The organism is Nocardioides sp. HB32, assembly GCF_054058995.1.
The window spans coordinates 1,641,449-1,665,452 of the sequence record NZ_JBSSBS010000001.1; the positions used below are offsets into that span (position 1 = coordinate 1,641,449).

At 75.1% G+C, this 24,004-nt stretch carries 21 protein-coding genes and 1 tRNA gene; 11 read left to right on the forward strand and 11 right to left on the reverse strand.

From position 1 onward, the window contains the following. Positions 1 to 303: 303 nt before the first annotated feature. Genes nrfD through fdh form a run of 3 tightly spaced genes read right to left on the reverse strand, consistent with a single transcriptional unit; the run spans position 304 to position 5,335 of the window. Entirely contained in the window at positions 304 to 1,218 is a 915-nt protein-coding gene (gene nrfD / locus ACVW2K_RS08320) for an NrfD/PsrC family molybdoenzyme membrane anchor subunit (protein ID WP_457202186.1), read from the reverse strand. Further along, positions 1,215 to 2,090, reverse strand: coding sequence for a 4Fe-4S dicluster domain-containing protein (locus tag ACVW2K_RS08325; RefSeq protein WP_457202187.1), 876 nt, complete (start codon positions 2,088 to 2,090; stop codon positions 1,215 to 1,217). The genes nrfD and ACVW2K_RS08325 overlap by 4 nt, the downstream gene beginning before the upstream one ends. Next, positions 2,090 to 5,335, reverse strand: coding sequence for a formate dehydrogenase (gene fdh / locus ACVW2K_RS08330; RefSeq protein ID WP_457202188.1), 3,246 nt, complete (start codon positions 5,333 to 5,335; stop codon positions 2,090 to 2,092). Before fdh ends, ACVW2K_RS08325 begins: the two co-directional genes overlap by 1 nt. 27 nt (positions 5,336 to 5,362) lie before the next feature. On the opposite strand from fdh, the gene ACVW2K_RS08335 reads away from it, so the two are divergent. The 6 genes from ACVW2K_RS08335 (at position 5,363) to ACVW2K_RS08360 (ending at position 10,341) form a co-directional block, all read left to right on the forward strand. Beyond that, positions 5,363 to 5,458 (forward strand) — tRNA-Sec (locus tag ACVW2K_RS08335). Positions 5,459 to 5,490: 32 nt separating this feature from the next. After that, positions 5,491 to 6,771 (forward strand): L-seryl-tRNA(Sec) selenium transferase, encoded by a 1,281-nt coding sequence (gene selA, locus ACVW2K_RS08340; protein ID WP_457202189.1) that lies wholly within the window; start codon positions 5,491 to 5,493, stop codon positions 6,769 to 6,771. Next, positions 6,771 to 8,444 (forward strand): SelB domain-containing protein, encoded by a 1,674-nt coding sequence (locus tag ACVW2K_RS08345; protein ID WP_457202190.1) that lies wholly within the window; start codon positions 6,771 to 6,773, stop codon positions 8,442 to 8,444. Before selA ends, ACVW2K_RS08345 begins: the two co-directional genes overlap by 1 nt. Positions 8,445 to 8,511: 67 nt before the next feature. Next, a complete protein-coding gene (locus ACVW2K_RS08350) occupies positions 8,512 to 8,844 on the forward strand; it encodes a YciI family protein (protein WP_028639129.1) in 333 nt (110 codons plus the stop codon). A gap of 59 nt (positions 8,845 to 8,903) precedes the next feature. After that, a complete protein-coding gene (locus tag ACVW2K_RS08355) occupies positions 8,904 to 9,368 on the forward strand; it encodes a DUF4383 domain-containing protein (RefSeq protein ID WP_457202191.1) in 465 nt (154 codons plus the stop codon). A 1-nt stretch (position 9,369) separates the two neighbouring features. After that, a complete protein-coding gene (locus ACVW2K_RS08360; RefSeq protein WP_028639127.1) occupies positions 9,370 to 10,341 on the forward strand; it encodes a UDP-glucuronic acid decarboxylase family protein in 972 nt (323 codons plus the stop codon). On the opposite strand, the gene ACVW2K_RS08365 is transcribed toward ACVW2K_RS08360, so the two are convergent. From ACVW2K_RS08365 to ACVW2K_RS08395, 7 genes are read right to left on the reverse strand one after another with little or no spacing between them, the layout of a single operon-like run. Next, positions 10,283 to 11,236 carry a glycosyltransferase family 9 protein gene (locus ACVW2K_RS08365; RefSeq protein ID WP_036571758.1) on the reverse strand — a complete coding sequence of 318 codons (954 nt, stop codon included), beginning with the start codon at positions 11,234 to 11,236 and terminating at the stop codon, positions 10,283 to 10,285. The two genes, ACVW2K_RS08360 and ACVW2K_RS08365, sit on opposite strands and share 59 nt — an antisense overlap. Continuing rightward, entirely contained in the window at positions 11,233 to 12,594 is a 1,362-nt protein-coding gene (gene rfaE2 / locus ACVW2K_RS08370) for a D-glycero-beta-D-manno-heptose 1-phosphate adenylyltransferase (RefSeq protein WP_028639126.1), read from the reverse strand. Before rfaE2 ends, ACVW2K_RS08365 begins: the two co-directional genes overlap by 4 nt. Before the next feature lies 1 nt (position 12,595). Beyond that, on the reverse strand, positions 12,596 to 13,219 hold the full coding sequence (locus tag ACVW2K_RS08375; RefSeq protein ID WP_457202192.1) for a D-sedoheptulose-7-phosphate isomerase: 624 nt from the start codon (positions 13,217 to 13,219) through the stop codon (positions 12,596 to 12,598). Next, a complete protein-coding gene (locus tag ACVW2K_RS08380; RefSeq protein WP_457202193.1) occupies positions 13,216 to 14,424 on the reverse strand; it encodes a glycosyltransferase in 1,209 nt (402 codons plus the stop codon). The genes ACVW2K_RS08375 and ACVW2K_RS08380 overlap by 4 nt, the downstream gene beginning before the upstream one ends. A gap of 17 nt (positions 14,425 to 14,441) precedes the next feature. Then, entirely contained in the window at positions 14,442 to 15,461 is a 1,020-nt protein-coding gene (locus ACVW2K_RS08385) for a glycosyltransferase family 9 protein (protein ID WP_036571754.1), read from the reverse strand. Continuing rightward, positions 15,461 to 16,948: an HAD-IIIA family hydrolase gene (locus tag ACVW2K_RS08390; RefSeq protein ID WP_457202194.1), complete on the reverse strand. Its 1,488-nt coding sequence runs from the start codon at positions 16,946 to 16,948 to the stop codon at positions 15,461 to 15,463. Before ACVW2K_RS08390 ends, ACVW2K_RS08385 begins: the two co-directional genes overlap by 1 nt. Continuing rightward, positions 16,945 to 18,591 carry a carbamoyltransferase family protein gene (locus tag ACVW2K_RS08395; RefSeq protein WP_457202195.1) on the reverse strand — a complete coding sequence of 549 codons (1,647 nt, stop codon included), beginning with the start codon at positions 18,589 to 18,591 and terminating at the stop codon, positions 16,945 to 16,947. Before ACVW2K_RS08395 ends, ACVW2K_RS08390 begins: the two co-directional genes overlap by 4 nt. A 112-nt stretch (positions 18,592 to 18,703) precedes the next feature. Here ACVW2K_RS08395 and ACVW2K_RS08400 point away from each other — a divergent pair, with 112 nt between their 5' ends. The 3 genes from ACVW2K_RS08400 to ACVW2K_RS08410 are packed head-to-tail and all read left to right on the forward strand — an operon-like array spanning position 18,704 to position 21,764. Continuing rightward, entirely contained in the window at positions 18,704 to 19,987 is a 1,284-nt protein-coding gene (locus ACVW2K_RS08400; protein ID WP_457202196.1) for a UDP-glucose dehydrogenase family protein, read from the forward strand. Further along, positions 19,987 to 20,934, forward strand: a complete 948-nt coding sequence (locus ACVW2K_RS08405) for a glycosyltransferase (RefSeq protein WP_457202197.1) — start codon at positions 19,987 to 19,989, stop codon at positions 20,932 to 20,934. Before ACVW2K_RS08400 ends, ACVW2K_RS08405 begins: the two co-directional genes overlap by 1 nt. Further along, positions 20,931 to 21,764: a glycosyltransferase family 2 protein gene (locus tag ACVW2K_RS08410; RefSeq protein WP_457202198.1), complete on the forward strand. Its 834-nt coding sequence runs from the start codon at positions 20,931 to 20,933 to the stop codon at positions 21,762 to 21,764. The genes ACVW2K_RS08405 and ACVW2K_RS08410 overlap by 4 nt, the downstream gene beginning before the upstream one ends. Here ACVW2K_RS08410 and ACVW2K_RS08415 read toward each other — a convergent pair. After that, positions 21,761 to 22,501, reverse strand: a complete 741-nt coding sequence (locus ACVW2K_RS08415) for a sulfotransferase family protein (RefSeq protein WP_457202199.1) — start codon at positions 22,499 to 22,501, stop codon at positions 21,761 to 21,763. The two genes, ACVW2K_RS08410 and ACVW2K_RS08415, sit on opposite strands and share 4 nt — an antisense overlap. 30 nt (positions 22,502 to 22,531) lie before the next feature. Between ACVW2K_RS08415 and ACVW2K_RS08420 the strand changes: the two genes are divergently transcribed. Together ACVW2K_RS08420 and ACVW2K_RS08425 are read left to right on the forward strand one after the other, a co-directional pair. Then, positions 22,532 to 23,119 carry a hemerythrin domain-containing protein gene (locus ACVW2K_RS08420; RefSeq protein WP_028639117.1) on the forward strand — a complete coding sequence of 196 codons (588 nt, stop codon included), beginning with the start codon at positions 22,532 to 22,534 and terminating at the stop codon, positions 23,117 to 23,119. Between the two features lie 51 nt (positions 23,120 to 23,170). After that, a complete protein-coding gene (locus ACVW2K_RS08425) occupies positions 23,171 to 23,956 on the forward strand; it encodes an SDR family NAD(P)-dependent oxidoreductase (RefSeq protein ID WP_457202200.1) in 786 nt (261 codons plus the stop codon). The last annotated feature ends 48 nt before the right edge of the window (positions 23,957 to 24,004 follow it).

A 24,004-nucleotide genomic window follows, 5' to 3' on the forward strand; every position in this document is an offset into this window, starting at 1 on the left:
GGCCCGTTGCAACGCCCGCCAAGCGACAGGAGTGCCCGGGAAGGGGCGGCCGCGGGCGTCAGTGCGCGGCGCGGGCGCTCGCGGGATGGATACCCCGGTGAGCCGGGGATCCCGGCGCTTATGGGCCGTTGCAACGCCCGCCAAGCGACAGGAGTGCCCGGGAAGTGGCGGCCGCCGGGGGGTCAGGGCGCGGCGCGGGCGCTCGCGGGATGGATACCCGGTGAGCCGGGGATCCCGGCGCTTATGGGCCGTTGCAACGCCCGCCAAGCGACAGGAGTGCCCGGGAAGTGGCGGCCGCGGGCGTCAGTGCGCGGCGCGGGCGCGCATCCGCTCACGCTGGGGGACCACGACGTACTTCGGGTCACGCGCGGACTCGAGCCCGGCCTCGAAGATCCCGAACCGGGTGGCGAGCGAGGCGCCGACGTACGTCGCACCGGCGACGGCCGACAGCAGCCGCGAGCGCCGGCCCGCCAGCACCGTGATCGCGGACGCGACCGTGGTGGCGTTGCGGGCGACCTTCATCAACCGGCCCGGCCGGCCGATCCGGTAGGGCTCGGCGACCAGTCCCTTCTTCAGGATGGTCTCGGCCGCGACGACCTCGACCGCGGCGCCCGCGAGCGCCATCCGGCGGGCCGGGGCGGCCTGGTCGCAGGGCACCAGCAGCATCGCCAGGCCGCCGGCGGCCTGGGCGCCGGACCCGCCGAACACGAACGGGAGCTCCCGGTGCGCCTCGTGCCAGGCGGGGATCGCGGTGTTGGCGAGCAGCGCGGCCGTGTACGTCGCCAGCGGCGGCCCGAACGCGGCGGCGCCGGCTCCCGCGAGCCGGCCGAGCCGGGGGAACCGGCCCGTGACCTCGGTCGCGGCCGCGGCTCCGGAGAGCGCGCTGAACGGCGCGAGGATGAACGAGCCGACCGAGAGCGGCGAGGTCGGCTTGAACACCCGCAGCATGTTGAGGAACCGCTCGGGCCGGCCCAGGTCGTGCACCAGGGCGACGGTGCCCGCGGCCGCGCCGCCCGCGGCCGTCAGCCGAGCCACGCGCTCGAGGTCCGGCCGGCCGGTGGCGGCAGCGCCCTCAGCCAGCAGCGCGGAGCAGCCGGCCAGGCCGCCGAGGAACAGGTACAGCGGGACGTCCGGCGTCTTCCAGGTCGGCTGCTTGAGGATCGGCCGGCCGTAGTAGGACTCGAACTCCGGCTCGGGGACCATCGACTGCTCCCTCACCGGCGCCTCCCCAGGAACGAGGCGACGCCGAGGCCGACCAGCGTCGCGGCGGCCGCACCGACGTGCCGCCACATCGACCCCAGGTCGCGCGTGGTGACGATCGGGTCCGGCGGCAGCCCGTAGACCTCCGGCTCGTCGAGCAGCAGGAAGAACGCGCCGTCGCCGCCGACGCCGTCGTCCGGGTCGGCGCCGTACAGCCGGGCCACGTCGACGCCCCGGTCGTGCAGCTCCTCGACGCGCCGGGCCGCGCGCTCGCGCAGCTCGGTCAGCTCGCCGAACTGGATCGACTCGGTCGGGCAGGCCTGCGCGCACGCAGGGGTCTGGCCCTCCTTGAGCCGGTCGTAGCAGAGCGTGCACTTGAACGCGCGGCCGTCGTCCTTGCGGAGGTCGATCACGCCGTACGGGCACGCGGGGACGCAGTAGCCGCACCCGTTGCAGACGTCCGGCTGTACGACGACCGTGCCGAACTCGGTCCGGAACAGCGCACCGGTCGGGCACACGTCGAGGCAGGCCGCGTGGGTGCAGTGCTTGCAGACGTCCGAGGACATCAGCCACGTCACGCCCTCGGCGTCCGGGGCACCCATCGCGGGCATGCCGAGGTCGACGGCGGGGACGTCGAGCGGCTTCTCGACGAACGCGACGTGCCGCCAGGTCGAGGCCCCGAGCTCCTGGGTGTTGTCGTAGGACATCCCGGTCAGTAGGTAGCCGTCCTCCGGGACGGAGTTCCACTCCTTGCACGCGACCTCGCAGGCCTTGCAGCCGATGCAGACGGAGGTGTCGGTGAAGAAGCCCATCCGCGGCGGGTGGTCGGACGGCGACCCGTAGCCCGCGTCGCCCTGGACGTCGTCGAGCCGGCCCCACAGACTGCCCATCAGGTCTCCTCCCTCTGCACGTCCATGGCCGCGCGGCGACGGTACTCCGCGACGTACTCGGTGAGCGCCGAGCCGCGCGGCCGGCGACCCGGGCGGATGTCGCAGGTGCCGACCTTGTCCTGGATGTAGACGTTCGGGTCCAGGGTCAGGTTGACCAGGTCGTTGGCGGAGTCGCCGGTGGTGATGCCGTTGGGCCCCCAGTGGTAGGGCAGCCCGACCTGTTCGACGAACCGGTCCCCGAGCCGCAGCGACCGGAGCCGCCTGGTCACCAGCACCCGCGCCTCGATCGCCGTACGCCCGGTGACGATCGTCGCCCAGCCGCCGTTCTCCAGGCCGCGCTCGGCCGCGAGCCGCGGCGACACCTCGCAGAACGGCTCGGGCTGGAGCTCGGCGAGGTAGGGGAGGGTCCGGCTCATGCCGCCGGCGGTGTGGTGCTCGGTGAGCCGGTACGTCGTGAAGACGTACGGGAACACGTCGCTCCAGCTGGGGTTGAGCGGGTTCTGCGGGACCTCCATCCTCTTGCGGGTCGGGTTGTTCTGCTGGCCGTAGAGCGGGTTGCGCACCGGCGACTCGGCCGGCTCGTAGTGCGTCGGCATCGGACCGTCGGCCAGCCCGAGCGGGGCGAACAGCCAGGCCTTGCCGTCGGTCTGCATGATGAACGGGTCCCGGCCGCCGATCGCGTCCGGGCCCTTCGCGCCCTCCTCGGGCACGAAGTCCGGCGCCCGGTCCGGCACGAAGTCCGGCACGTCGGCACCGGTCCACCTCCCCTTGCCGTCGTCGGCCTCCGCGTCCCACCAGACGTAGCGCTTCCGCTCGCTCCACGGCGTGCCGTCCGGGGCGGCGGACGCGCGGTTGTAGAGGATCCGCCGGTTCGCGGGCCAGACCCAGCCCCACTCCGCGGCCACCTGGTCCTGCTCCCAGTGCGGCTTGCGGCGCCGCGCCTGGTTGACGTCGTCGGCGTACACGCCGCAGTAGATCCAGCACCCGCACCTGGTCGAGCCGTCCGGCTTCAGCTGCGTGTAGGCCGACAGCACCTCGCCGTCCGGCCCGGTGCCGTTGATCTCGCGCAGCACCGCCTCCGCGTCCGGGTCGCCCTCGTCGTCGAGCGGGTAGTCCCACGCCAGGTCGAGCAGCGGCCGGTCCATCTCGTCGGAGGACCCCTCGAGCTTCTGCCGGATCCGGGTGCCGAGCTCGTAGTAGAACTGGAGGTCGCTGCGGCAGTCGCCGGGTGGCTCGACGGCCTTGTCCCGCCACTGGAGCATCCGCTGCGTCTGCGTGAACGAGCCGGCCTTCTCGACGTGCGTCGCCGCCGGCAGGAAGAACACCTCGGTGCCGATCTCCTCGGTGACCAGCTCGCCGGTCTCGATCTCCGGCCCGTCCTTCCAGAACGTCGCCGACTCGATCATCTGGAGGTCGCGGACGACCAGCCAGTCCAGCGCCGCCATCCCGAGCCGCTGCATCTTGCCGTTGCTGGAGCCGACGGCGGGGTTCTCGCCGACGAGGAAGTAGCCCTTGCAACGGCCCTCGATCATCGCCAGCACGGTGGAGTACGTCGAGTGGTCGCCGGTGATCCGCGGCAGGTAGTCGAAGCAGAAGTCGTTGTCCGGCGTGGCGGCGTCGCCCCAGTAGGACTTGAGCAGGCTGACGGCGTACGACCGGATGTTGCCCCAGAAGCCGGCCTTGCCCTCGTCGTCGCGGACCCACTCGTCCAGCGACTGGTGCTGCTTGGCGTTCGGCATCGGGAGGTAGCCGGGCAGGATGTTGAACAGGGTCGGGATGTCGGTCGAGCCCTGGATGCTCGCGTGGCCGCGCAGCGCCATGATCCCGCCGCCCGGCCGGCCGATGTTGCCGAGCAGCAGCTGGAGGATCGACGCCGTGCGGATCATCTGGGCGCCCACGCTGTGCTGGGTCCAGCCGACCGCGTAGCAGAACGCCGACGTGCGCTCGCGGCCGCTGTTGCTCGTCAGCGCCTCCGCGACCCGGCGGAGCTGGTCGGGCTCGATCCCGCAGACCTCCTGCACGACCTCGGGCGTGTAGCGCGCGAAGTGGCGCTTGAGGATCTGGAAGACGCAGCTCGGATCCTGCAGGGTCTCGTCGCGCCGGCCCTTCCATTTGACCGGCGCACCACCGGAGCCGTGGGACTCCGAGCGCGCGGCCTGGTGGGACTCCCCGTGGCTGCTCCCGCCGGAGTACGCCTGGTCCCGGCGCTCCTCGTCCTCGACGTCGCGCCGGCTGTCCGGGACGTAGGACCAGGAGTCCGGGTCGTACTGGCCGGTCTCGGGGTCGAACCCGGAGAACAGTCCGTCGAGGTCCTCGGTGTCCCGGAAGTCGTCCTCGATGATGTTGGCGGCGTTGGTGTACGCCACGACGTACTCGCGGAAGTCCAGGTCGTTGCTCAGGACCTGGTTGACGAGCCCGCCGAGGAACGCGATGTCCGAGCCCGCGCGGATCGGCACGTGCAGGTCGGCGACGGCCGACGTCCGCGTGAACCGCGGGTCGACGTGGATCACCGTCGCGCCGCGGCGCTTCGCCTCCATGACCCACTGGAAGCCCACGGGATGGGCCTCGGCCATGTTGGAGCCCTCGATGAGGATGCAGTCAGCGTTGCTCAGGTCCTGCAGGAAGGTGGTGGCCCCACCACGGCCGAACGAGGTACCCAGACCGGGCACCGTGGAGGAGTGTCATATCCGCGCCTGGTTCTCGATCTGGATCGCGCCCATCGCCGTGTAGAGCTTCTTCATGAGGTAGTTCTCCTCGTTGTCGAGGGTCGCTCCTCCGAGGCTGGCGATGCCGAGCGTGCGGCGGGTGCGGCGGCCGTCCGCCTCCCACTCCCAGAACTCCTTGCGGGTCTTGATCACGCGGTCCGCGATCATGTCGACCGCGGTGTCGAGGTCGAGGTCCTCCCACTCCGTGGCGAACGGGCGCCGGTAGCGCACCTTCGTGACGCGGGTCGGGCTCGTCACCAACTGCTTGCTCGCGCTGCCCTTCGGGCACAGCCGGCCCCGCGAGATCGGGCTGGCCGGGCTGCCCTCGATCTGGGTGACCTCGCCGTCCTTGACGAAGACCTTCTGCGCGCAGCCGACGGCGCAGAACGGGCACACCGAGTCGACGACCCGGTCGGCCTGGACGGTGCGGGGCTCCAGCGTCTCGCTGCGGCGCGACATCGCCGCGTGACCGCGGCCGAGCCGGTCACGACCGGTGACCTGCCGCACCAGCGGCCAGCCCAGGAACTCCACGAGGCCCACAGTAACCAGCCGACTAGGGTTCTACACGGAGGCGTTTCCCGTCTGGTGACGGGCGCGGTCCTCAAAACCGTAGTGGCCGGGCACTCCCGGTCAGGCGGGTTCGATTCCCGTCCGCCTCCGCCAAGTCAACCGTGCCCACTCCTGGGGAGCCGCCCGTGTCCGAGGACCCGCGCCGGAGCACGCCGCGCACGGACGCGGTGCTCGCCGAGCCCGGGGTCGCCGCGGCCGTCGGCCGTCTCGGCCGGGGGCGCGTGAAGGCGGTCGTCGTCGCGGTGCTGGAGGACTGCCGGAACGGCGCGCTCGCACCCGCCGACGTGGTACCGGCCGTGCTCGCCCGGCTGCCCGCGGCGCCCACGTCGCTGCGTCCGGTGATCAACGCGACCGGCATCGTCGTCCACACCAACCTCGGCCGGGCGCCGCTCTCCGCCGCCGCGGTCGAGGCGGTCGGCGTGGCCGCGGGTGCGACCGACGTCGAGCTCGACCTCGCGACCGGGCGCCGCGGCCCGCGCGGGTCCGGTGCCCTGGCGGCCCTGGCGGCCGCCGTACCCGGTGCCGGCGGTGTGCACGTCGTCAACAACGGCGCGGCCGCACTGGCGCTGGTCGCGTGCGCGCTCGCGCAGGGTCGCGAGGTGGTGATCGCGCGGGGCGAGCTGGTCGAGATCGGCGACGGCTTCCGGATCCCGGAGCTGCTGGAGTCGCTGGGCGTGCGGTTGCGCGAGGTCGGTACGACGAACCGGGTGCGGCTCGCCGACTACGAGGCCGCGGTCGGGCCGGACACGGCGTTGGTGCTCAAGGTGCACCCCTCCAACTTCCGCGTCGAGGGCTTCACGTCCTCGGTGCCCGTGGCCGAGCTGACCGCGCTCGGCGTCCCGGTCGTCGTGGACATCGGCTCGGGGCTGCTCGCCCCGCACCCGCGGCTCCCCGACGAGCCGGACGCCGCCACGGTCCTGCGCGACGGTGCGTCGCTCGTCACCTCGTCGGGCGACAAGCTCCTCGGCGGGCCGCAGTGCGGCCTGCTCCTCGGGGAGGCGGAGCTGGTGCAGCGGCTGCGCCGGCACCCGTTCGCCCGCGCGCTCCGCGTCGACAAGCTCACGCTGGCGGCCCTCGAGGCCACGCTCACCGGACCCCCGCCGCCCGTCGCGGCCGCGCTCGCCACCCGACCCGGGGAGCTGCTCGCCCGGGCGCGGCGGATCGCGGAGGCGCTCGGTGGCGTCGCGATCGCCTCGGAGGGACGGGTCGGGGGCGGCGGCGCGCCCGGCGTACCCCTCTCCTCCGCGGCCGTCGCGCTCCCTCCCGACCTCGCGAAGGCGCTGCGGCTGGGCGACCCGGCGGTCGTCGGGCACGTGCACGACGGGCGGCTGCTGCTCGACCTGCTGACCGTCCCGGTCGACCTCGACGACGTGCTCGTGGAGGCGGTCCGCCGGGTGATGGGCTGATGCACGTCGTCGCCACCGCCGGGCACGTGGACCACGGGAAGTCCACGCTGGTGCGGGCACTGACCGGGCAGGACCCGGACCGGCTCGCGGAGGAGAAGCGGCGCGGCCTGACCATCGAGCTCGGCTACTGCTGGACCACGGTCGACCCGGTCGGCGAGGTGGCCTTCGTCGACGTGCCGGGCCACGAGCGGTTCGTGACCACGATGCTGTCCGGGGTCGGGCCGGTGCCCGTCGCGATGCTGGTCGTCGCCGCCGACGACCCCTGGATGCCGCAGGCGGCCGAGCACCTCGCCGCGCTGGACGCGCTGGGGGTCTCGCACGGCGTGCTGGTGGTGACCCGGGCCGACCTCGCCGACCCCGCGCCCGCGCTCGCCCGGGCCCGCGCAGAGGTGGAGAGGACGTCGCTCGCCGGCGTCCCAGCGGTGGTGGTGAGCGGCCGGACCGGTGCCGGGATCGCGGAGCTGCGGTCGGCACTGGGCACGGTCCTGGCGTCGGTGCGCGCCCCTGATCCGGCGGCCGACGTGCGGCTCTGGGTCGACCGTAGGTTCCACGTGCGCGGCGCGGGCACCGTGGTCACCGGCACCCTGCCGGCAGGGACGGTCGCGCCGGGGACCGTGCTCGCGGTCGACGGCGCCGAGGCCCGGGTCCGCGGGGTCGAGGCGCTCGGAGCGCCGCGCGAGCGTGTCTCCGGGGTCGCCCGGGTCGCCCTCGACCTCGGCGGCCACGCACCCGAGATCGCCCGTGGCGACGCGCTGGTGACGCCGGGGGCCTTCGTGGCGGCGGCGCGGGTCGACGTACGCCTCACCGGCGACGGGGAGCCGCCGGAGCGCCCGGTCCTGCACGCCGGGTCCACGCACGTCGGCACCCGCGCCCGGTCCATCGGCTCCGGCCTGGCCCGGCTGGTCCTCGACCGTCCGTTGCCGTTGCGGTACGCCGACCGCGCCATCCTGCGCGACCCCGGCAACCGGCAGGTGTGGGGTGTCGAGGTCCTCGACCCCGTGCCGGAGCGGCGGCCCCGCGACCTCGCGACCCACGACGGCACGCCGGACGCGGAGCTGCGGCTGCGCGGCGTGGTGCGTCGCTCGCTGCTGCGGCGCATCGGTGCGCCCGCGGAGCCGCTGCCGGCGGGCACGCTCGTCGCGGGGGACTGGCTGGTCGCGCCGCACCTGGTCGCCGACCTGCGGGGCCGGCTGGCCGCGCTCGCCGATCGCCCGGTCGCTCCCGGCGAGGCCGCGAACGCGCTCGGCCTGCCGGACTCCGCGATCGTGACCGCCCTGGTCGCGCCCCCGCTGAGGATCGACGGGGGACGGGTCGTCGGTCCCGGTGGGCTGCCCGAGCACCTCGCGAAGGCCGCGGCGGTGCTCGCGGAGGAGCTGTCCGGGTTCGCTGCTCCCGAGGCCGGTCGCCTCGACGAGCTCGGTCTCGACCACGTCGCCCTGGCCACCCTGCACCGCGCGGGCCGGCTGCTGCGCGTCGACGAGCGCGTGGTGCTCCTGCCCGGCGCCGACGACCGCGCGGTCGCCGTGCTCGCGGAGCTCGAGCAGCCGTTCACGGCGAGCGAGGCCCGCCTGGCCCTGGGCACCAGCCGCCGGGTGGCGCTCCCGCTGCTCGCCCATCTCGATGCGACCGGCCGGACGGTCCGGCTGGCGGACGACCGGCGGAGACTGCGCTGAGTCCGCTGTCGATTCGCGGTCGGCCCGCACGTCATCGAGGTACAACCGACACACCCCTGGAGGACAGATGAAGTTCCTGATGCTCGTCGCCATGGATCCCGACCGCCCCGAGAACCCCGACCCGACCGGCACCGTGCCGGTGGAGGAGTGGGTGGAGAAGAACGACGCGGCCGGCATCCGGGTGATCGGAGAACGGCTGCGCCCGGCGGCCGAGGCCCGCGTCGTACGACGCCGGGAGGGCTCGCTCCTCGTCACCGAGGGGCCGTTCGCCGAGACCAACGAGTGGATCGCGGGCTTCGACGTCCTCGAGTGCGCCGACCTCGACGAGGCGGTCGAGGTCGCGTCCCGGCACCCGATGGCGGCGGCCGGTCGCTTGGAGCTCCGGGCGTTCTGGGAGTAGCCGGGCCACACCACCCGGCCGGGTGTGCATGGCATGTCCGGCGGCGGTTACCGGACGGCATGAGCAGTTCCCACCACCTGACGAACCCGCCGACCTGGCTGCCCACCGCCGCCATGGTCGTCGGCGCGACGTTCCTGCTCGTGGGCATCTTGGGGTTCATCCCGGGGATCACCACGAACTACGGCGACATGACGTTCGCGGGCCACGAGAGCGAGGCCAAGCTGTTCGGCATCTTCGAGGTGTCGATCCTCCACAACATCGTGCACCTCGCGTTCGGCGTGGTCGGCCTGGCCGCCGCCCGCGCGGCCGCCTCGGCGGGCTGGTACCTGCTGATCGGCGGACTCGTGTACGCCGTGCTCTGGATCTACGGGCTCGTGGTCGACAAGGGGAGCAGCGCGAACTTCGTGCCGCTGAACACCGCCGACGACTGGCTGCACTTCGTGCTCGCGGTCGGCATGGTCGTGCTGGGCGCCGTCGGGCTGCAGCAGGTGCGCCGCAGCGTCGGCACCGCCACGAGCGTCTGACGTGGTCGCTGAGGCCGACGGCGCGCGGATCGTCGTCACCGGCGGCGCCGGCTTCCTCGGCTCCTGGCTCTGCGAGCGGCTGGTCGGGGAGGGCGCCACCGTCGTCTGCGTCGACTCGCTCGTCACCGGGTCGCGCGAGAACGTCGCATCGCTGGAAGCCCATCCGCGGTTCACGGTCGTGCGGGCCGACGTGTGCGACGGCATCCCCGTCGACGGCCACGTCGACATGGTCTTCCACCTCGCCTCGGTCGCCTCGCCGGTGCACTACCTGCGGCTCCCGCTCGAGACGCTGCGGACCGGCAGCGTCGGCACGACCCACGCGCTCGACCTGGCTGCGCGGACCGGTGCCCGGTTCCTGCTCGGCTCCACGTCGGAGGTGTACGGCGACCCGCTCGAGCACCCGCAGCACGAGAGCTACTGGGGCAACGTCAACCCGATCGGCCCGCGCAGCGTGTACGACGAGGCGAAGCGGTTCGCCGAGGCGAGCACCGCGGCGTACCGCCGGGCCCGGGGTACGGACACCACGATCGCCCGGATCTTCAACACCTACGGGCCGCGGATGGCCCTGGCCGACGGGCGCGTCGTGCCGGCGTTCGTCCAGCAGGCGCTGGCCGGTGAGCCGCTGACGGTCGCCGGCGACGGCAGCCAGACCCGGTCGCTGTGCTGGGTCGGCGACACCGTCGACGGGTTGGTGCGGCTCGCCGCATCGGGCGAAGCCGGCCCGGTCAACATCGGCGGTGACGTCGAGATCACCGTGCTCGACCTGGCCCGCCGCGTCATCCAGATCACCCGGTCTTCGTCGACCATCGAGCACGTGCCGCTGCCGCAGGACGACCCGCAGGTGCGGCGCCCCGACCTGACCCAGGCCGAGGGCCTGCTCGGCTGGCGGCCGCGCACGCCGCTCGACGACGGCCTCACGCGGACGATCGAGTGGATGGCCGCCCGAGGGCGTCCCGAGCGCGTTCCAGCCTGACCGACGCGACGTCGACGACCTCGCCCACGCCGATCTGCAGCAGCGCCGGGTCGGGCCGCCCCGCGTGGGGATCGCCGACCGTGGACCCGTGCCACAGCGCGGAGTGCGGGCCACTGCTCGGCGGTCCCCACCGGTGCGGCGGGGTCGGGCCGAACAGCACCACCGACGGCGTACCGTACGCCGACGCGAGGTGCGCGACGCCGGTGTCGCCGCAGACGACGAGCCGGGCGTGGGCGACGACGGCGGCCAACCCACCGAGGTCCGTGCGGCCGGCCAGCACCGCGTCGGCGGGCAGGCCGGCGAGCGAGCGGACCTGCTCGGCGACACCGACCTCGCTCGCACCGCCGGTGAGCACCACCCGTTCCCCGGCCGCCGCCGCCCAGTGCGCGACCGCGGCGTACCGGTCCGCCGGCCACCGACGGCTCGCCGACGCGGCGCCGGCGTGGACGACGACCGCACCCGCGTCGGCGGTCGGCCCCGGAGCCGGCAGACGCAGGTCGTCCGGGTCCGGCTCGACGCCGAGCGCCCAGGACACGAGCCGGCACCAGCGCGCCCGCTCGTGCTCGTCGGGGTCCCAGGCGGGCCCGTCACCGGCGTAGGCCACGACCCGATCCGCGCCGAGGACGTCGAGCAGCCGACGGCTCGCAGGGCCGTTGCCGTGCAGGTCGACGGCGAGCTCGGGCGGTGGTGGCGTCCACGGGACGGGCTCGAGCTCGCCGGTCGGCAGCAGGGTGTCGACGGCGCCGCACCCCTCGACGAGTGGCCGCAGGACCTCGGGAGCGGCCAGCACGATCTCGTGCCCGGGCAGGGCACGGCGCGCCGCCCGCAGCGCGGGAACGCCGGTCAGGAAGTCGCCCAGCCCCAGCGCCCGCAGGAAGAGGGCCCGTCCGGTCAACGGCGGCTCCGCTCCGCGGCGGTGGCGAGCAGGGCGGTCGTCGAGCGCCCGTCGAGGTACGGCAGCACCACGGTCTGCCCGCCCCACTGCTCGAGCAGCGGGGCCTCCGGCAGGTCCGCCCCCGCGTAGTCGCCGCCCTTCGCCCACACGTCCGGTCGCAGCGAGCGGATCGCCGCGAGCGGCGTGTCCTCCTCGAACACGACGACGGCGTCGACCGGCTCGAGCGCCTCGAGGACGCGGGCCCGGTCGGCCTCGGGTACGAGCGGCCGGGTGTCGCCCTTGAGCCGACGCACCGAGGCGTCGGAGTTCAGGCACACGACCAGGCAGTCGCCGAGGGCTCGGGCGGCCCGGAGGGTCGCGACGTGGCCGGCGTGCAGCAGGTCGAAGCAGCCGCCGGTGGCGACCACGGTGCCGCCCGCCGCGCGGACCCGGTCGACCCGCTCGAGCCCGCTGCCGGTCGTGACGTCCGTGGCGGCGTACCCGGCGGCACCGCCGCGGGCGAGGAACTCCGAGGCCGCGAGCACCCCGGCCTGCACGGCCTCCGAGGGCAAGGCACCGCCGGCGATCGCGAGGGCCGCGGCCGACGCGAGCCGGTCGCCGGCGCCGCACGGGTCGGTGACGGCCACCGGCGGCGCGGGCACGACCGAGGGCGCGGACCCGCCGTGGGAGAGCAGTGCGCCCCCCGGGCCGAGCGTGACCGCGACCGCGTGTGCTCGCCAGCCGGCCAGCAAGGTGCGCGCGTCGTCGTCGACGGCGCCCAGACCGGGCCGCGGTGAACCGCCGCCGAGACGGGTCGCGAGGACGGCGGCCTCGGCACGGTTCGGGGTGGCGAGGCGGACGCCGGGGACGGGGTCCGCGCCGCGGGGGTGCGGGTCCCACACGACGAGCGGCACCCCCGTGAGCGCGTCGCGCACCGCGGGCAGCGACGTGGCGCCGCGGCCGTAGTCGGAGACCAGCACGGCCGACGCGTCGTGCAGCACGTCCAGAGCGCCCGGCGCGGGGTCGGCTGCCGTGCCGCCGCCGGAGTCGAGACGGAGCAGCGACTGGCCGCCCGCGCGCACCCGGCGCTTGACCGGCGTCTCGCCGCGCAGCGGCAGCGCGACCAGGCGGACGCCGGCCTCGGCGAGCAGTCCGCGCAGCGCCGTACCGCCCTCGTCGTCGCCGACGGCGGCGACGAGGACGACGTCGGCGCCGTCCCGCGCGGCGAGCGCGGCCGCGAGGGCCGCGCCTCCGGGCCGTTGGCGCTCCTCGAGGTCGTCGAGCACCGGGACCGGCGCGTCCGGCGCGATCCGGCCGGCGCGGCCCGCGAGGTCCGCGTCGAGCAGTGCGTCGCCGAGGACGACGAGGGGCCCGTCCACCTCAGGCCCTCCGCAGCCGCCGCGTGCGGGACACGCCGACGTCGAGGGTGCGGTCCAGTGCCGCGCACAGGATGTGCAGCGCGACCAGGTGCAGCTCCTGCACGGTGGCGGTGTACGGCGCCTCGACCGCGCAGCACTCGGTCGCCGCGCTCGCCAGGGGGTTGGGCGCCGGCCCGGTCATCGCCCAGACCTCGAGCCCGCACTCGCGGCCGCGGCGGGCGGCGGCGACGATGTTCTCGCTGGTGCCGCTGGTGGACATCAGCACCAGCACGTCGCCGGGCCGGCCGTGGGCCTGCACCTGGCGCGCGAACAGCTCGCTGGCCGGGTAGTCGTTGCAGATCGCGGTGAGGCTGGAGGTCTCCGCGGTCAGGCAGATCGCCGAGTACGGCGGCCGGTCCTCGCGGTAGCGCCCGACCAGCTCGGCGGTCAGGTGCTGGGCCTGGGCCGCGCTGCCGCCGTTGCCGGCGGCCAGCAGCCGGCCGCCGCGGTCGAGCACCGCGGCCAGTCGCTCGCCCCAGTCGTCGGCGACGTCGACGCACGCCTCGAAACGGTCGAGGGCGCCGCGCAGCTCGGCGAGGTGGACGTGGTCGCACGGCGTGTCCAGGGACTGCGGGGCCGAGGTCATCGAGCCACCTCCGTCGCTCGGTCGGTGCTGGCCGCGAGGGCGTGGTACGTGGTCTCGGTCTGCTCGACCACCTGGCGCCAGTCGTAGCAGGCGACCGCGCGCTCGCGCCCGGCCGACCCGTACGCCGCCCGCCGGTCCGGGTCGGCCAGCAGGTCACGTACCGCGACGGCGAGCGCATCCGGGTCGCGGGGCGGTACGAGCTCGCCCGTCCGGCCCGGGACGACCGTGTCGAGGAGGCCGCCGACGGCGGCGCCGACGACCGGCCGGCCGCAGGCCATCGCCTCGAGCGGCACGATGCCGAACGGCTCGTACCAGGGCACGGTCACCACGACGTCGCTGTCGGTGATCAGGCCGGGGACCTGCTCGCGACCGACACCGCCGAGGAAGCGGACCCGGTCGGCCACGCCGGCGCCGTCGGCGATCTCGCGGAGCCGGGCGATGTCCGGGTCGGCGTCGAGGGCGTCCGCCGCGGGGCCGCCGGCGACGACGAGCTCGACTCCGGGCAGCTGCGCGAGCGCCTCCACGACGTTGCCGATGCCCTTCCGGGGAACCATGCGGCCCAGCACGAGCAACCGGGGCGGCCCGTCCGGGTCACGGCGTTCGGCGGGCCGGAACAGGTCGGTGTCGACGCCGCACGGGATCACGCTCGCGCGCCCCGGCGCCAGCCCCAGGGACCGCAGCTCGGCGACCTCGTCGGAGCAGGTGGCGATCACGTGGTCGACGTCCCGGCATAGCCGCCGCTCGTGGTCGATCCGGCTGCGGGGGCTGGTGTCGGCCAGCCCCTGCTGCCGGCGCTTGACCGAGCCGAGGGCGTGGAAGGTCTGGGCCACCGGGACGGGCGTGCCCCGGGCCGCCCGCAGCGACGCGAGCCCGCTCATCCAGAAGTGCGCGTGCACGAGGTCCGGGGGCTCGTCGTCCCACCGCTCCCGGAGGCCGTCGCCGAGGTCGGCGACATGGGGAAGCAGCTCGTCCTTCGGCACCTCGGCGCGCGGGCCGGCGGCGACCAGCTCGACGGCGTACCCGTCGGCCGTCTCCGTGCGGTCCGGTCCGGTCGGGGTGTCGCGACGGGTGTAGACGGTGACGTCGTGGCCGCGCCGCGCCAGCCCCGCGGCGAGGGCCGCCACGTGCACGTTCTGTCCTCCCGCGTCGGCGCCGCCCAGGACGGCCAGTGGGTTCGCGTGCTCGGAGACCAGGGCCAGTCTCATCGGATCCTCCTTTCTGGTCATGCGAGCCGCCGGAGGGCTGGCCCGCTCAGCGTCGCGATGGCCGCGACCACGTCGTCCGGCGTGACCGACGCGAGACAGGGATGGCCGGGCACCGGGCACCGGGTGGCGCGGGTGTCGCGGCAGGGCGCGTCCTGGTCGCCGAGGACGACCACCGGGACGCCGTACGGCGCCCAGCGGACGCGCGGGACCGTCGGCGCGAACAGCGACACGACCGGGGTGCCGACCGCGGCGGCCAGGTGCGCCGGACCGGTGTTGCCCACCACGACGGCGCGGGCGCCCGCCAGCACGCCGGCGAGCCCGGCGAGATCGGTGCGCCCGCCGAGATCGCGGGCCTCCGAGCGGCCGGTGACGTAGGCCGTGAGGTCCCGCTCGTCCGGGGAGCCCGTGACGACGACGCGGTGGCCGTCGCGCCCGAGGAGCTCGGCCACCCGCCGGAAGCCGGCCGGCACCCAGGCCCGCGCGGGCACCGACGTGCCGGGGTGCAGGACGACGTACCCCTCGCCGAGGTCCGTCGATGGGACCGCACCCGGACGGAGTGCCAGGCGGCCGTCGTCGCCGGCGGGGAGTGTCGCGCCGCAGGCGCGGGCCAGCGACAGCGCGCGCTCCGGCTCGGGCAGGTCGTCATCGACCCGGTGGCGGACGTCGAGGAGGGAGCCGGGATAGTCCTCGCTGATCGCGCCGACCCAGGGGATCCCGGCCATCCGGCACACGAGCGCCGTGGGCAGCGGCGACTGGTGGAACGACGTGAACACGACCGCGCGGTCGAAGCGCTCCGCCGCGAGTGCGGCCGTCAGGTCGCCGATGTCCCGGGGGTCGACCGGACCGGGCTCGGGGTCGACCCACGGGCTGCGCCAGCAGTGCAGCTCGTCGACGCCCGGCAGCAGCTCCGCGGCCGCCCGGCCCCGGGGTCCGCACAGCAGGGTCAGCGACGTCGACCGGGCGGCGAGCGCCCGGATCGCCGGCCCGGTGACCAGCACGTCGCCGAGGCTGTCGAGGCGGACGGCGAGCGTGCGCATCACCAGTCGCCCCGCAGGATCCGGTCCACGGCCGCGGACAGGGTCACGGCGACGCGCGGCGCCGCGGCGACCTCCTCCGGCCGGGTCTGCGGCGTGGGCACCAGATGGGCTGCCACGCCCGCGGCCTCCGCCGCCTCGATGTCGGACCCGATGTCGCCGACCAGCACGCAGCGCGCCGGGTCGACGCCGAGCTCGGCGCACGCCTGCTTCACCAGGCCGGGCGCCGGCTTGCGGCAGGAGCAGCCCTCGCCGGGGGCGTGCGGGCACACGTACCAGGCCTCGAAGGGTCCGAGCAGCTCCTCGACCCGGGCGTTGACCGCGTCGACCTGATTGCGGTCGAGCCGGCCGGAACCGACGGCCGACTGGTTCGTGACGACCGCGAGGCGCACGCCGCGCTCACGCAGGCGGTCGAGTGCGGCGCGAGCACCCGCGACCGGCTCGACCAGCGCCGGATCGCCGTTGTACGGGACGTCGTGGACGATGGTGCCGTCGCGGTCGAGCAGCACCAGGTCGGGCAGGCCGCGCCACGGCGGGGCGTGCCGGTGGGCGAGCTCGCCGCGAAGCCAGTGCCAGCAGGCGGCCGCCGGGATCGCGGCGCTGGTCAGCACCATCCGGCGTACCTCCGCGGCGTCGCGCGGACCCGGAGCGATCCGCGCCCAGGCCAGCTCCGCAGTGCCGGCGAGCCAGCCGGCCGCACCCAGCGTCGCGAGTCGACGGCGCCGGCTGGCCAGGCCCGCCAGCCCCGCGAGCCCGGCGGCAGTCATCGCGGCGTGCCGGCGGATCCGCCCGCGCGGCGCCTCGGCACGGGTCCACCAGTCCGGCCCGTGCAGAGCGCGCATCAGCCGGTCGTCGGCGTTCCCCGCCTGCTGCCGCAGGCTGGCCCAGTCGTCGGCCGGTCGCACCGGGTGGGTGATCCTGCGCGCTCCGGCGACGACCGTGCCGCGGTCCGCCCCGAGCCGCAGCGCGAGGTCGGCGTCCTCGCGGAACGCCCTGGGGAACCGCTCGTCGAATCCCCCGACGGCGGACACCGCGTCCCGGCGGTAGCTCAGGTCGGCGGTGATCCACCGTGCGTGCGCCAGCCCGGCGGTCCCGCGCTCCCAGTCGGTCGGCCGGCGGTCCGCGGGCAGCGGTACTCGCACCCGGCCGGTGCTGCCGACACCGGAGGCCGCGAGCTCCAGGTCGCCGGCGAGCACCTCGAACCAGTCCGGGTCCGGGACCACGTCGTCGTCGAGGAACGAGACCCACTCCGAGCGCGCGATGCGCCACCCCACGTTGCGCGCCCGCGCCGGGCCACCGCCCCGGGAGCGGACGACGCGCAGGTCGAGGCCGGCGGCGTCGAGGTGCAGGTCGGGACCGTCCTGCCGGTCGTCGACGACGATCACCGGGACATCGACAGGGCGGGTCTGCTCGGCAAGTGCGTCACACAACACGGAGAGGCTTCGGCGGCCCACCGTCGGGACGACGATGGACGTGGGGATCGGGGTCAAGGCCGGCCCCTCCTCCGGACCGCGAAGGGTCCGATCGCGAGCATCGACACCGGCGCCGAGCCGAAGCACTCCAGCGCGTCGCGGGGATCGTCGACCATCGGCCGGCCGGCCGTGTTGAGGCTGGTGTTCACGACGACCGGGAGCCCGGTCCGGCGTTCGAAGGCCTCGAGCATCCGGGCCACCAGCGGCTCCTCGGCGGTGTCCACCGTCTGCACGCGTGCCGTGCCGTCGACGTGCACGACCGCCGGGATCCGATCCCGCCACTCCGCCGCCACGTCGTGGACGAACAGCATGTACGGCGAGGGCAACGGGCCGCGCGAGAACAGGGCCGGTGCGCGGTCGGCCAGCACCATCGGGGCGACCGGGCGGAACTGCTCGCGGCCCTTGACGTCGTTGAGCCGCTCGAGGTTCTCCCGGCGACCCGGATGAGCCAGCAGCGACCGGTGGCCGAGGGCCCGGGGCCCGAACTCGCTGCGCCCCTGGAACCAGGCGACGACGCCGTCGGCGGCGAGGCACTCGGCGACCTCCTCGGCCACGTCGGCCGGCCGCTCGTAGGGCACCTGCGCCGTACGGAGGTACCGCTCGAGCTCGTCGTCGCTCCAGCCCCGGCCCAGGTCGGCGCCCGGCATCGGCCGCAGCTCGTCGCCGAGCTCGCCGGCGACGTGGAGGGCGCCGCCCAGGGCGGTCCCGGCGTCCCCGGCGGCCGGCTGGACCCACACCTCGTCGTACCCGCTCAGCTCGAGGATCCGCGTGTTGGCGACGCAGTTGAGCGCCACCCCGCCGGCCATCGCGAGCCGGGTCCCGCCCGTCCGGCCGCGCAGCCAGCGCGCGAGATCGACGAGCACCTCCTCCAGGCGCGCCTGGACGCTGGCGGCCAGGTCCGCGTGGTCCTCGCTCCACTCCTCCCCGGGCTCGAGGCGCTTGGCCAGTGCCTGCCAGTGCACCGGAAGGGTGCGGAACCCGCCGGCGCCGTCGTGGTGCACCCGGTCCCGGAGCTCGGGCAGGAACCTCGGCGTCCCGTACGACGCCATCGCCATCACCTTGTACTCGTCGGACGAGCGCAGGAAGCCGAGGTGATCGGTGAGGTCCTCGTAGAGCAGGCCGAGCGAGTGGGGGAGCCGCTGGGCGGCGTGCACCGTCAGGTCGCTGCCGCGGTAGGTGCCAGCCAGGTGGCTGCCGCACTCCCCGCGCCCGTCGAGGACGAGCACGTCGACGTCCCCGCCGACGAACGGCGAGGCCAGGGCGCCCGAGGCGCCGTGCGCGACGTGGTGCGGCACGTGCCGCACGGCCGCCGGGTCCAGGCCCGGCAGGGCGGTGCCGAGGAAGCCGCCCGCCTCGCGGGCGTAGGTCTGGCGGAGGTGGTCCCACGGATCGTCGAGCCCGAGCTCCTCGGCCGGCGCCGCGAGCGCGGGGTCGAAGGAGTACGTGACCGCATCGAGGTCGGCCACGTCGAGGCCGGACGCGGCCAGGCACCAGCGCGCCGCGAGCTCCGGCAGCTCCCAGGCCGCGAACGGCACCGGCCGGTGGCCGTGCTTGCGGCGCGAGAAGCGCTCCTCCTCGGCTGCGGCGACCGTCACGCCGTCGACGACCACGGCGGCCGCCGGGTCGTGGAACAGCGCGTTGACCCCGAGGACCTTCGCCACCAGTACTCCCTTCGGTCGGTTGCGACTTCGCCCTCCGGTGTCCCGGACACCGCTTCCCAAACGCACCCGTTCCGGTGTGCATGACCCGTGCCGTCGCGGGAACCGGGGCCGCATGCTGATCTCCGTCCTCGGCACGGGGTACCTCGGTGCGACCCATGCCGCCTGCCTCGCGGCCTCGGGCCACGACGTGATCGGTGTCGACCGCGACCCGGGTCGGCTCGCGGTGCTGCGGTCCGGACGGGCGCCGTTCCACGAGGCGGGACTGGACGAGCTGGTCAGGGACGGCGTCACGTCGGGCCGGCTGCGCTTCACCGACGACCCGGCCGATGTCGCCGACGCCGAGGTGCACTTCCTCTGCGTGGGCACCCCCCAGGCGGACGACGGTGACGGCGCGGACCTCTCTGCGCTGTGGTCGGCCGCCGACGCGCTGGCGCCGTACCTCGACGACCGGGCGCTGGTCGTGGGCAAGTCGACGGTCCCTGTCGGGACCGCCGCCCGACTGCGTGACCGGCTCGGGGCGCGCGTCGCGTGGAACCCGGAGTTCCTCCGCGAGGGTCGCGCGGTCCGCGACACGCTCAGCCCCGACCGGCTCGTCCTCGGCGTGGAGTCGGACGACGACCACCGGACGCTGCTGCTGGTGTACGCCGACCTGGTCGCCGCCGGAGTGCCGGTGATCCGCACCGACCTGCCGACGGCCGAGCTCGCGAAGGTGTCGGCGAATGCGATGCTCGCCGCCCGGATCTCGACGGTCAACCTGCTCGCCGAGGTGTGCGAGGCGTCCGGCGCCGACGTCGGCGACCTCACGACGATCCTCGGCGCCGACCCGCGCATCGGCCGCGACTTCCTGGCCCCGGGGCTGGGGTACGGCGGGGGCTGCCTGCCCAAGGACACCCGCGCGTTCGTCGCCCGGGCCCGCGAGCTCGGCGTGGTGGAGTCGGCCGGGCTGTTCGACGCCGTCGACCGGGTCAACCTGCGGCAGCGGTCCCGCACCGTCGAGCTGGCCCGGTCCCTGCTGCCCGGTGGCACCGGGACGGTGGCTGTGCTGGGCGGGGCGTTCAAGGCGGAGTCCGACGACGTGCGAGACTCGCCGGCGCTCGACGTCGCGGTGCGGCTGCACCGTGCGGGTGCTGCCGTGCGGCTGCACGACCCGTACGCCGGAGCGAACGTCCGGCGCGAGCGGCCCGAGCTGACCGTCGTCGACGACGTCGCCTCCGCCTGCCGCGGCGCCGACCTGGTGCTGGTGCTCACCGAGTGGCCGCAGTTCGCCGCGCTCGATCCGCACGAGGTCGGCGAGCTGGTCAGCCGGCGCACCGTCCTCGACGCCCGTCTGGTGCTCGACCCCGAGAAGTGGGTGGGGGCCGGCTGGGACTTCCGCGCGCTCGGCCGGAGCGCCTGATGCGGGTGCTGCTCTGGCACGTGCACGGCTCGTGGACGACCTCGTTCGTCCAGGGCGGCCACGACTACCACCTGCCGGTCACGCCGGACCGCGGGCCGGACGGCCTGGGGCGCGCCCGGACCTGGGACTGGCCGGCCAGCGTGCGCGAGGTGGAGCCGGCGGCGATGCGCGACCTCGACGTCGACGTCGTCGTGCTCCAGCGGCCGCACGAGCTCGAGCTCGCCGAGCGGTGGCTCGGGCGCCGCCCCGGGCGGGACCTGCCCGCGCTGTACGTCGAGCACAACACGCCGGCCGGCGAAGTGCCCGAGACACGGCACCCGATGGCCGACCAGCGGGCGATCCCCGTCGTGCACGTCACCGGGTTCAACGAGCTCTTCTGGGACTGCGGGACCGCTGCGACCACCGTCGTCGAGCACGGCGTCGTCGACCCCGGCCACCGCTACACCGGCGAGCTGCCGCACGCGGCGGTCGTCGTCAACGACCCCGTCCGCCGCGGCCGGTTCGTGGGCACCGACCTGCTCGCGCCGATCGCCGGCATGGCGCCGGTGGACGTGTTCGGCATGCGCGTCTCCCTGCTCGACCGGACGCCGCGGCTGATGACGTACGAGGACCTGTCGCAGGACGCGATGCACGCCGAGCTGCCGCGGCGGCGGGTGTACGTCCACACCGCGCGGTGGACGTCGCTGGGGCTGTCGCTGATCGAGGCGATGCTGCTGGGGATGCCGGTCGTGGCGGTCGGGGCGACCGAGGCGCCGTTCGCGGTACCGCCCGAGGCCGGCCTCGTGACGACCCGGCGCGACCAGCTGCTGGAGGGCGTCGCCGCGTTCGTCCACGACCCGGACCGGGCGGCCGCGGCCGGCCGCGCCGCGCGGCAGCACGCGCTGGACCGGTTCGGGCTGAAGCGGTTCCTGCGCGACTGGGACGAGCTCCTCGCCCAGGCCCGATGAGCGACCGGGTCACCACCGTCGTCGCGACCAGGAACCGCTGGCCGGACCTGGTGCAGTCCCTGCCGCGCCACCGCCCGCCGGTCATCCTCGTCGACAACGGCTCGACCGACCGCACGCCCGAGCGGGCCCGCGCGACCTGCCCCGGCGTGCGTGTCCTCGCGCTCCCGGAGAACCTCGGGGCGGTCGCCCGCAACCTCGGCGTCGCCGAGGCGAGCACGCCGTACGTCGCGTTCGCGGACGACGACTCGTGGTGGGAGCCCGGGGCGCTGGACCGGGCGGCGGAGCTGTTCGACGCCCATCCGCGGCTGGCGCTCGTCGCGGCCCGGATCCTGGTGGGCCCGGAGGAGGACCTCGACCCGGCCAGCGCCGAGATGGCCGGCTCGCCCCTTCCGGACGAGCCGGACCTGCCCGGCACCCCGGTGCTCGGATTCCTCGCGTGCGGGGCCGTGGTGCGCCGGGAGCCGTTCCTGCTCGCCGGCGGCTTCGACGGGGTGATCGGCTTCGGCGGCGAGGAGCAGCGGCTCGCGCTCGACCTGGCGGCCGGGGGCTGGGGGTTGTCGTACGTCGACGACGTCGTCGCGCACCACCACCCATCGTCACGGCGCGGGCCGCACGCCGGGCGCCGCGCGCTGCTGGCGCGCAACGACCTGCTCACCGCGGTCATGCGGCTGCCCTGGCCGGCCGTCCTGGAGACCGCCCGGCGCGGCATGAGGACCGGCTCGCCCGAGCGCCGTGGCATCCTCGCGGGGCTGCGGCGGGCGCCGCAGGCGCTGCGGCACCGCAGGGTCGTGCCCCGCTCGGTGGAGCAGCGTCGCCGGCTGCTCGGCTAGCGCCACTCGGGCAGGTCGTCGTCGAGCAGCTCACGGAGCCCGGCGAGGTCCGCGGCGACCCGCTGGCCGAACGCCGTCCGCAGGTCGTCGGGCACCGGCTCCGGCCGGCCCCCGCCGACGTGCACACGCGGCTCGAGGTCGCTGCTCCAGAACGCCGGATCCGCGCCCGCATGGGCGAACACCCGGGCGAGCTCCCGTCGGCGGTCGGCGAGCAGCCGCTCCTGGACGACCACCAGCAGCTGGGGTCGGGGGAACTCCCGCAGGAAGGGCTCGAGGCACGCGCGGTAGCGGCTCCGCGCGACGTACTGGCTGGCCGGGTCGAGGAGCGCGGCGGCCAGGGGCCGGGTCTCGGTCCGGTCGCGAACGTGGTGTCGCCACTGCGAGAGCGCCCGGTCCAGCGGCTCGCGCACCAAGCACACGAGCCGCACGTCCGGGACCAGCGCCGCCATCCGGGCGGCGACCTCGGGGTTGCCGGGGTCGGTGTACCCGGGTGACGCCTCGCCGCGGACGGCGTAGCGGCCGTCGAAACAGGAGGCGTACCACTCCGGACCGCGGTGCCACTGGCCCCACCGCCACCACGTGCCCGGGTCGTCGTCCGGCGGCTGCTCCGGGCCGTAGAAGAAGTTGAGCTCCTTGCCCCGTGCCATCGCGATCTCCGGGTGCCGGTCGAGGTACCGGTGCAGCGCCGACGTGCCGCACTTCATCGCACCGACCACGACCAGGGTGGGCAGGGGCATGATGCGGCGGTACCCGGTTACCGGTGGCTCATGGGTGACGCCACCGAAGACCGCAGGAAGGCCGCAACGTATCCCGAGGGCGACGTGCTGGGGGTCCTGTACGCACAGCACGCACGGATCCGGGACCTGTTCACGGAGGTGCGGGAGGCCGCGGGCGCCGAGCGCTCCGAGCTCTTCGCCGAGCTGCGCGCGCTACTGGTCGCGCACGAGACCGCCGAGGAGATGATCGTCCGTCCGGTCGTCACCGACAACGGCGGCAAGGCGGTCGCCGACGCTCGCAACGCGGAGGAGGCCGAGGCCACCGAGGTGCTCGACGAGCTCGACGGTCTGGAGCCGACCGACGCGGACTTCGACAAGCTGCTGGCGTCGCTCGAGAAGTCGGTCGACGCGCACGCGGAGGCCGAGGAGACCGCCGAGTTCCCGCTGATCGAGAGGTCGTGCGACGAGGAACGGCGGCTCGGCATGGGCCGGATGTTCCAGGTCGTCGAGACGATCGCGCCCACGCGCCCGCACCCGTCGACCGCGGGGTCGCCGGTGGCGCAGTACGCCGTCGGCCCGATCGCCTCGCTCGTCGACCACGCCCGCGACGCGGTGTCGAAGGTGCTGCCCGGTCAGTAGGGAACCGACCGGATCGAGGCATCCCCGGGCCGCTACTGGTTACCGGGGGCCATGACCCAGACCGGGACCAGCAAGGCCGGCCGCGCCCTCGTCACGGGCGCCTCGACCGGCATCGGGCGCGCGATCGCGCAGGAGCTCGTCGAGCGCGGGTACGACGTCGTGGTCGCGGCCGAGGAGCCGGCGATCCGGACCGCAGCCGCCGACCTCGGCGCCCTCGCCGTCCAGGTCGATCTCACGACCGCGTCCGGCGTCGAGCACCTGCACGAGCGGGCGACCGCGGCCGGACCGCTCGACGTGCTCGTCCTGAACGCCGGGGTCGGCGTCGGCGGGCGCTTCGACAAGACGCCGCTGGAGTCGCACCTCGGCCTGGTCGACCTCAACGTGCGCTCGACCGTCCACCTCGCCCACCTGGTGCTCGGCGAGATGGTCGCGCGCGGCGCGGGACGCGTCCTGGTGACGTCCTCGATCGCCGCCGTCGCGCCGGGGCCCTACCACGCGACGTACGCCGCCTCGAAGGCGTTCGTGCACTCCTTCGCCGAGGGCGTCCGCGAGGAGCTCAAGGACACCGGCGTCACGGTGACCTCGCTGATGCCGGGTCCGACCGACACCGAGTTCTTCTCCCGCGCGGACATGGGCGACACGAAGCTCGGCCAGATGGAGGACAAGGACGACCCGCGCGAGGTGGCCCGCGACGGTGTCGACGCCATGCTGGCGGGACGGTCCAGCGTGGTGGCCGGCTCGTTCAGGAACCGCATCCAGGCCGAGCTGGGCACGCACCTGCCCGACGCCATCGCGAACCCGATCTTCGCGCGGATGACCAGGCCCGAGGGGGAGTGAGCGACCGGCGGTCCCGGTTTCACCAGGGGATGCTGAGCCTGCACCTCC

Bases quoted from the DNA above. Each gene is read 5' to 3' on its own strand.
- ACVW2K_RS08355 (WP_457202191.1), top strand. From the start codon at position 8,904: ATGAGCAGTTCCCACCACCTGACGAACCCGCCGACCTGGCTGCCCACC.
- ACVW2K_RS08350 (WP_028639129.1), top strand. From the start codon at position 8,512: ATGAAGTTCCTGATGCTCGTCGCCATGGATCCCGACCGCCCCGAGAAC.
- ACVW2K_RS08375 (WP_457202192.1), bottom strand. From the start codon at position 13,219: ATGACCTCGGCCCCGCAGTCCCTGGACACGCCGTGCGACCACGTCCAC.
- ACVW2K_RS08380 (WP_457202193.1), bottom strand. From the start codon at position 14,424: ATGAGACTGGCCCTGGTCTCCGAGCACGCGAACCCACTGGCCGTCCTG.
- ACVW2K_RS08385 (WP_036571754.1), bottom strand. From the start codon at position 15,461: ATGCGCACGCTCGCCGTCCGCCTCGACAGCCTCGGCGACGTGCTGGTC.
- ACVW2K_RS08425 (WP_457202200.1), top strand. From the start codon at position 23,171: ATGACCCAGACCGGGACCAGCAAGGCCGGCCGCGCCCTCGTCACGGGC.
- ACVW2K_RS08400 (WP_457202196.1), top strand. From the start codon at position 18,704: ATGCTGATCTCCGTCCTCGGCACGGGGTACCTCGGTGCGACCCATGCC.
- ACVW2K_RS08405 (WP_457202197.1), top strand. From the start codon at position 19,987: ATGCGGGTGCTGCTCTGGCACGTGCACGGCTCGTGGACGACCTCGTTC.
- ACVW2K_RS08415 (WP_457202199.1), bottom strand. From the start codon at position 22,501: ATGCCCCTGCCCACCCTGGTCGTGGTCGGTGCGATGAAGTGCGGCACG.
- ACVW2K_RS08410 (WP_457202198.1), top strand. From the start codon at position 20,931: ATGAGCGACCGGGTCACCACCGTCGTCGCGACCAGGAACCGCTGGCCG.
- ACVW2K_RS08420 (WP_028639117.1), top strand. From the start codon at position 22,532: ATGGGTGACGCCACCGAAGACCGCAGGAAGGCCGCAACGTATCCCGAG.
- ACVW2K_RS08345 (WP_457202190.1), top strand. From the start codon at position 6,771: ATGCACGTCGTCGCCACCGCCGGGCACGTGGACCACGGGAAGTCCACG.
- ACVW2K_RS08325 (WP_457202187.1), bottom strand. From the start codon at position 2,090: ATGGGCAGTCTGTGGGGCCGGCTCGACGACGTCCAGGGCGACGCGGGC.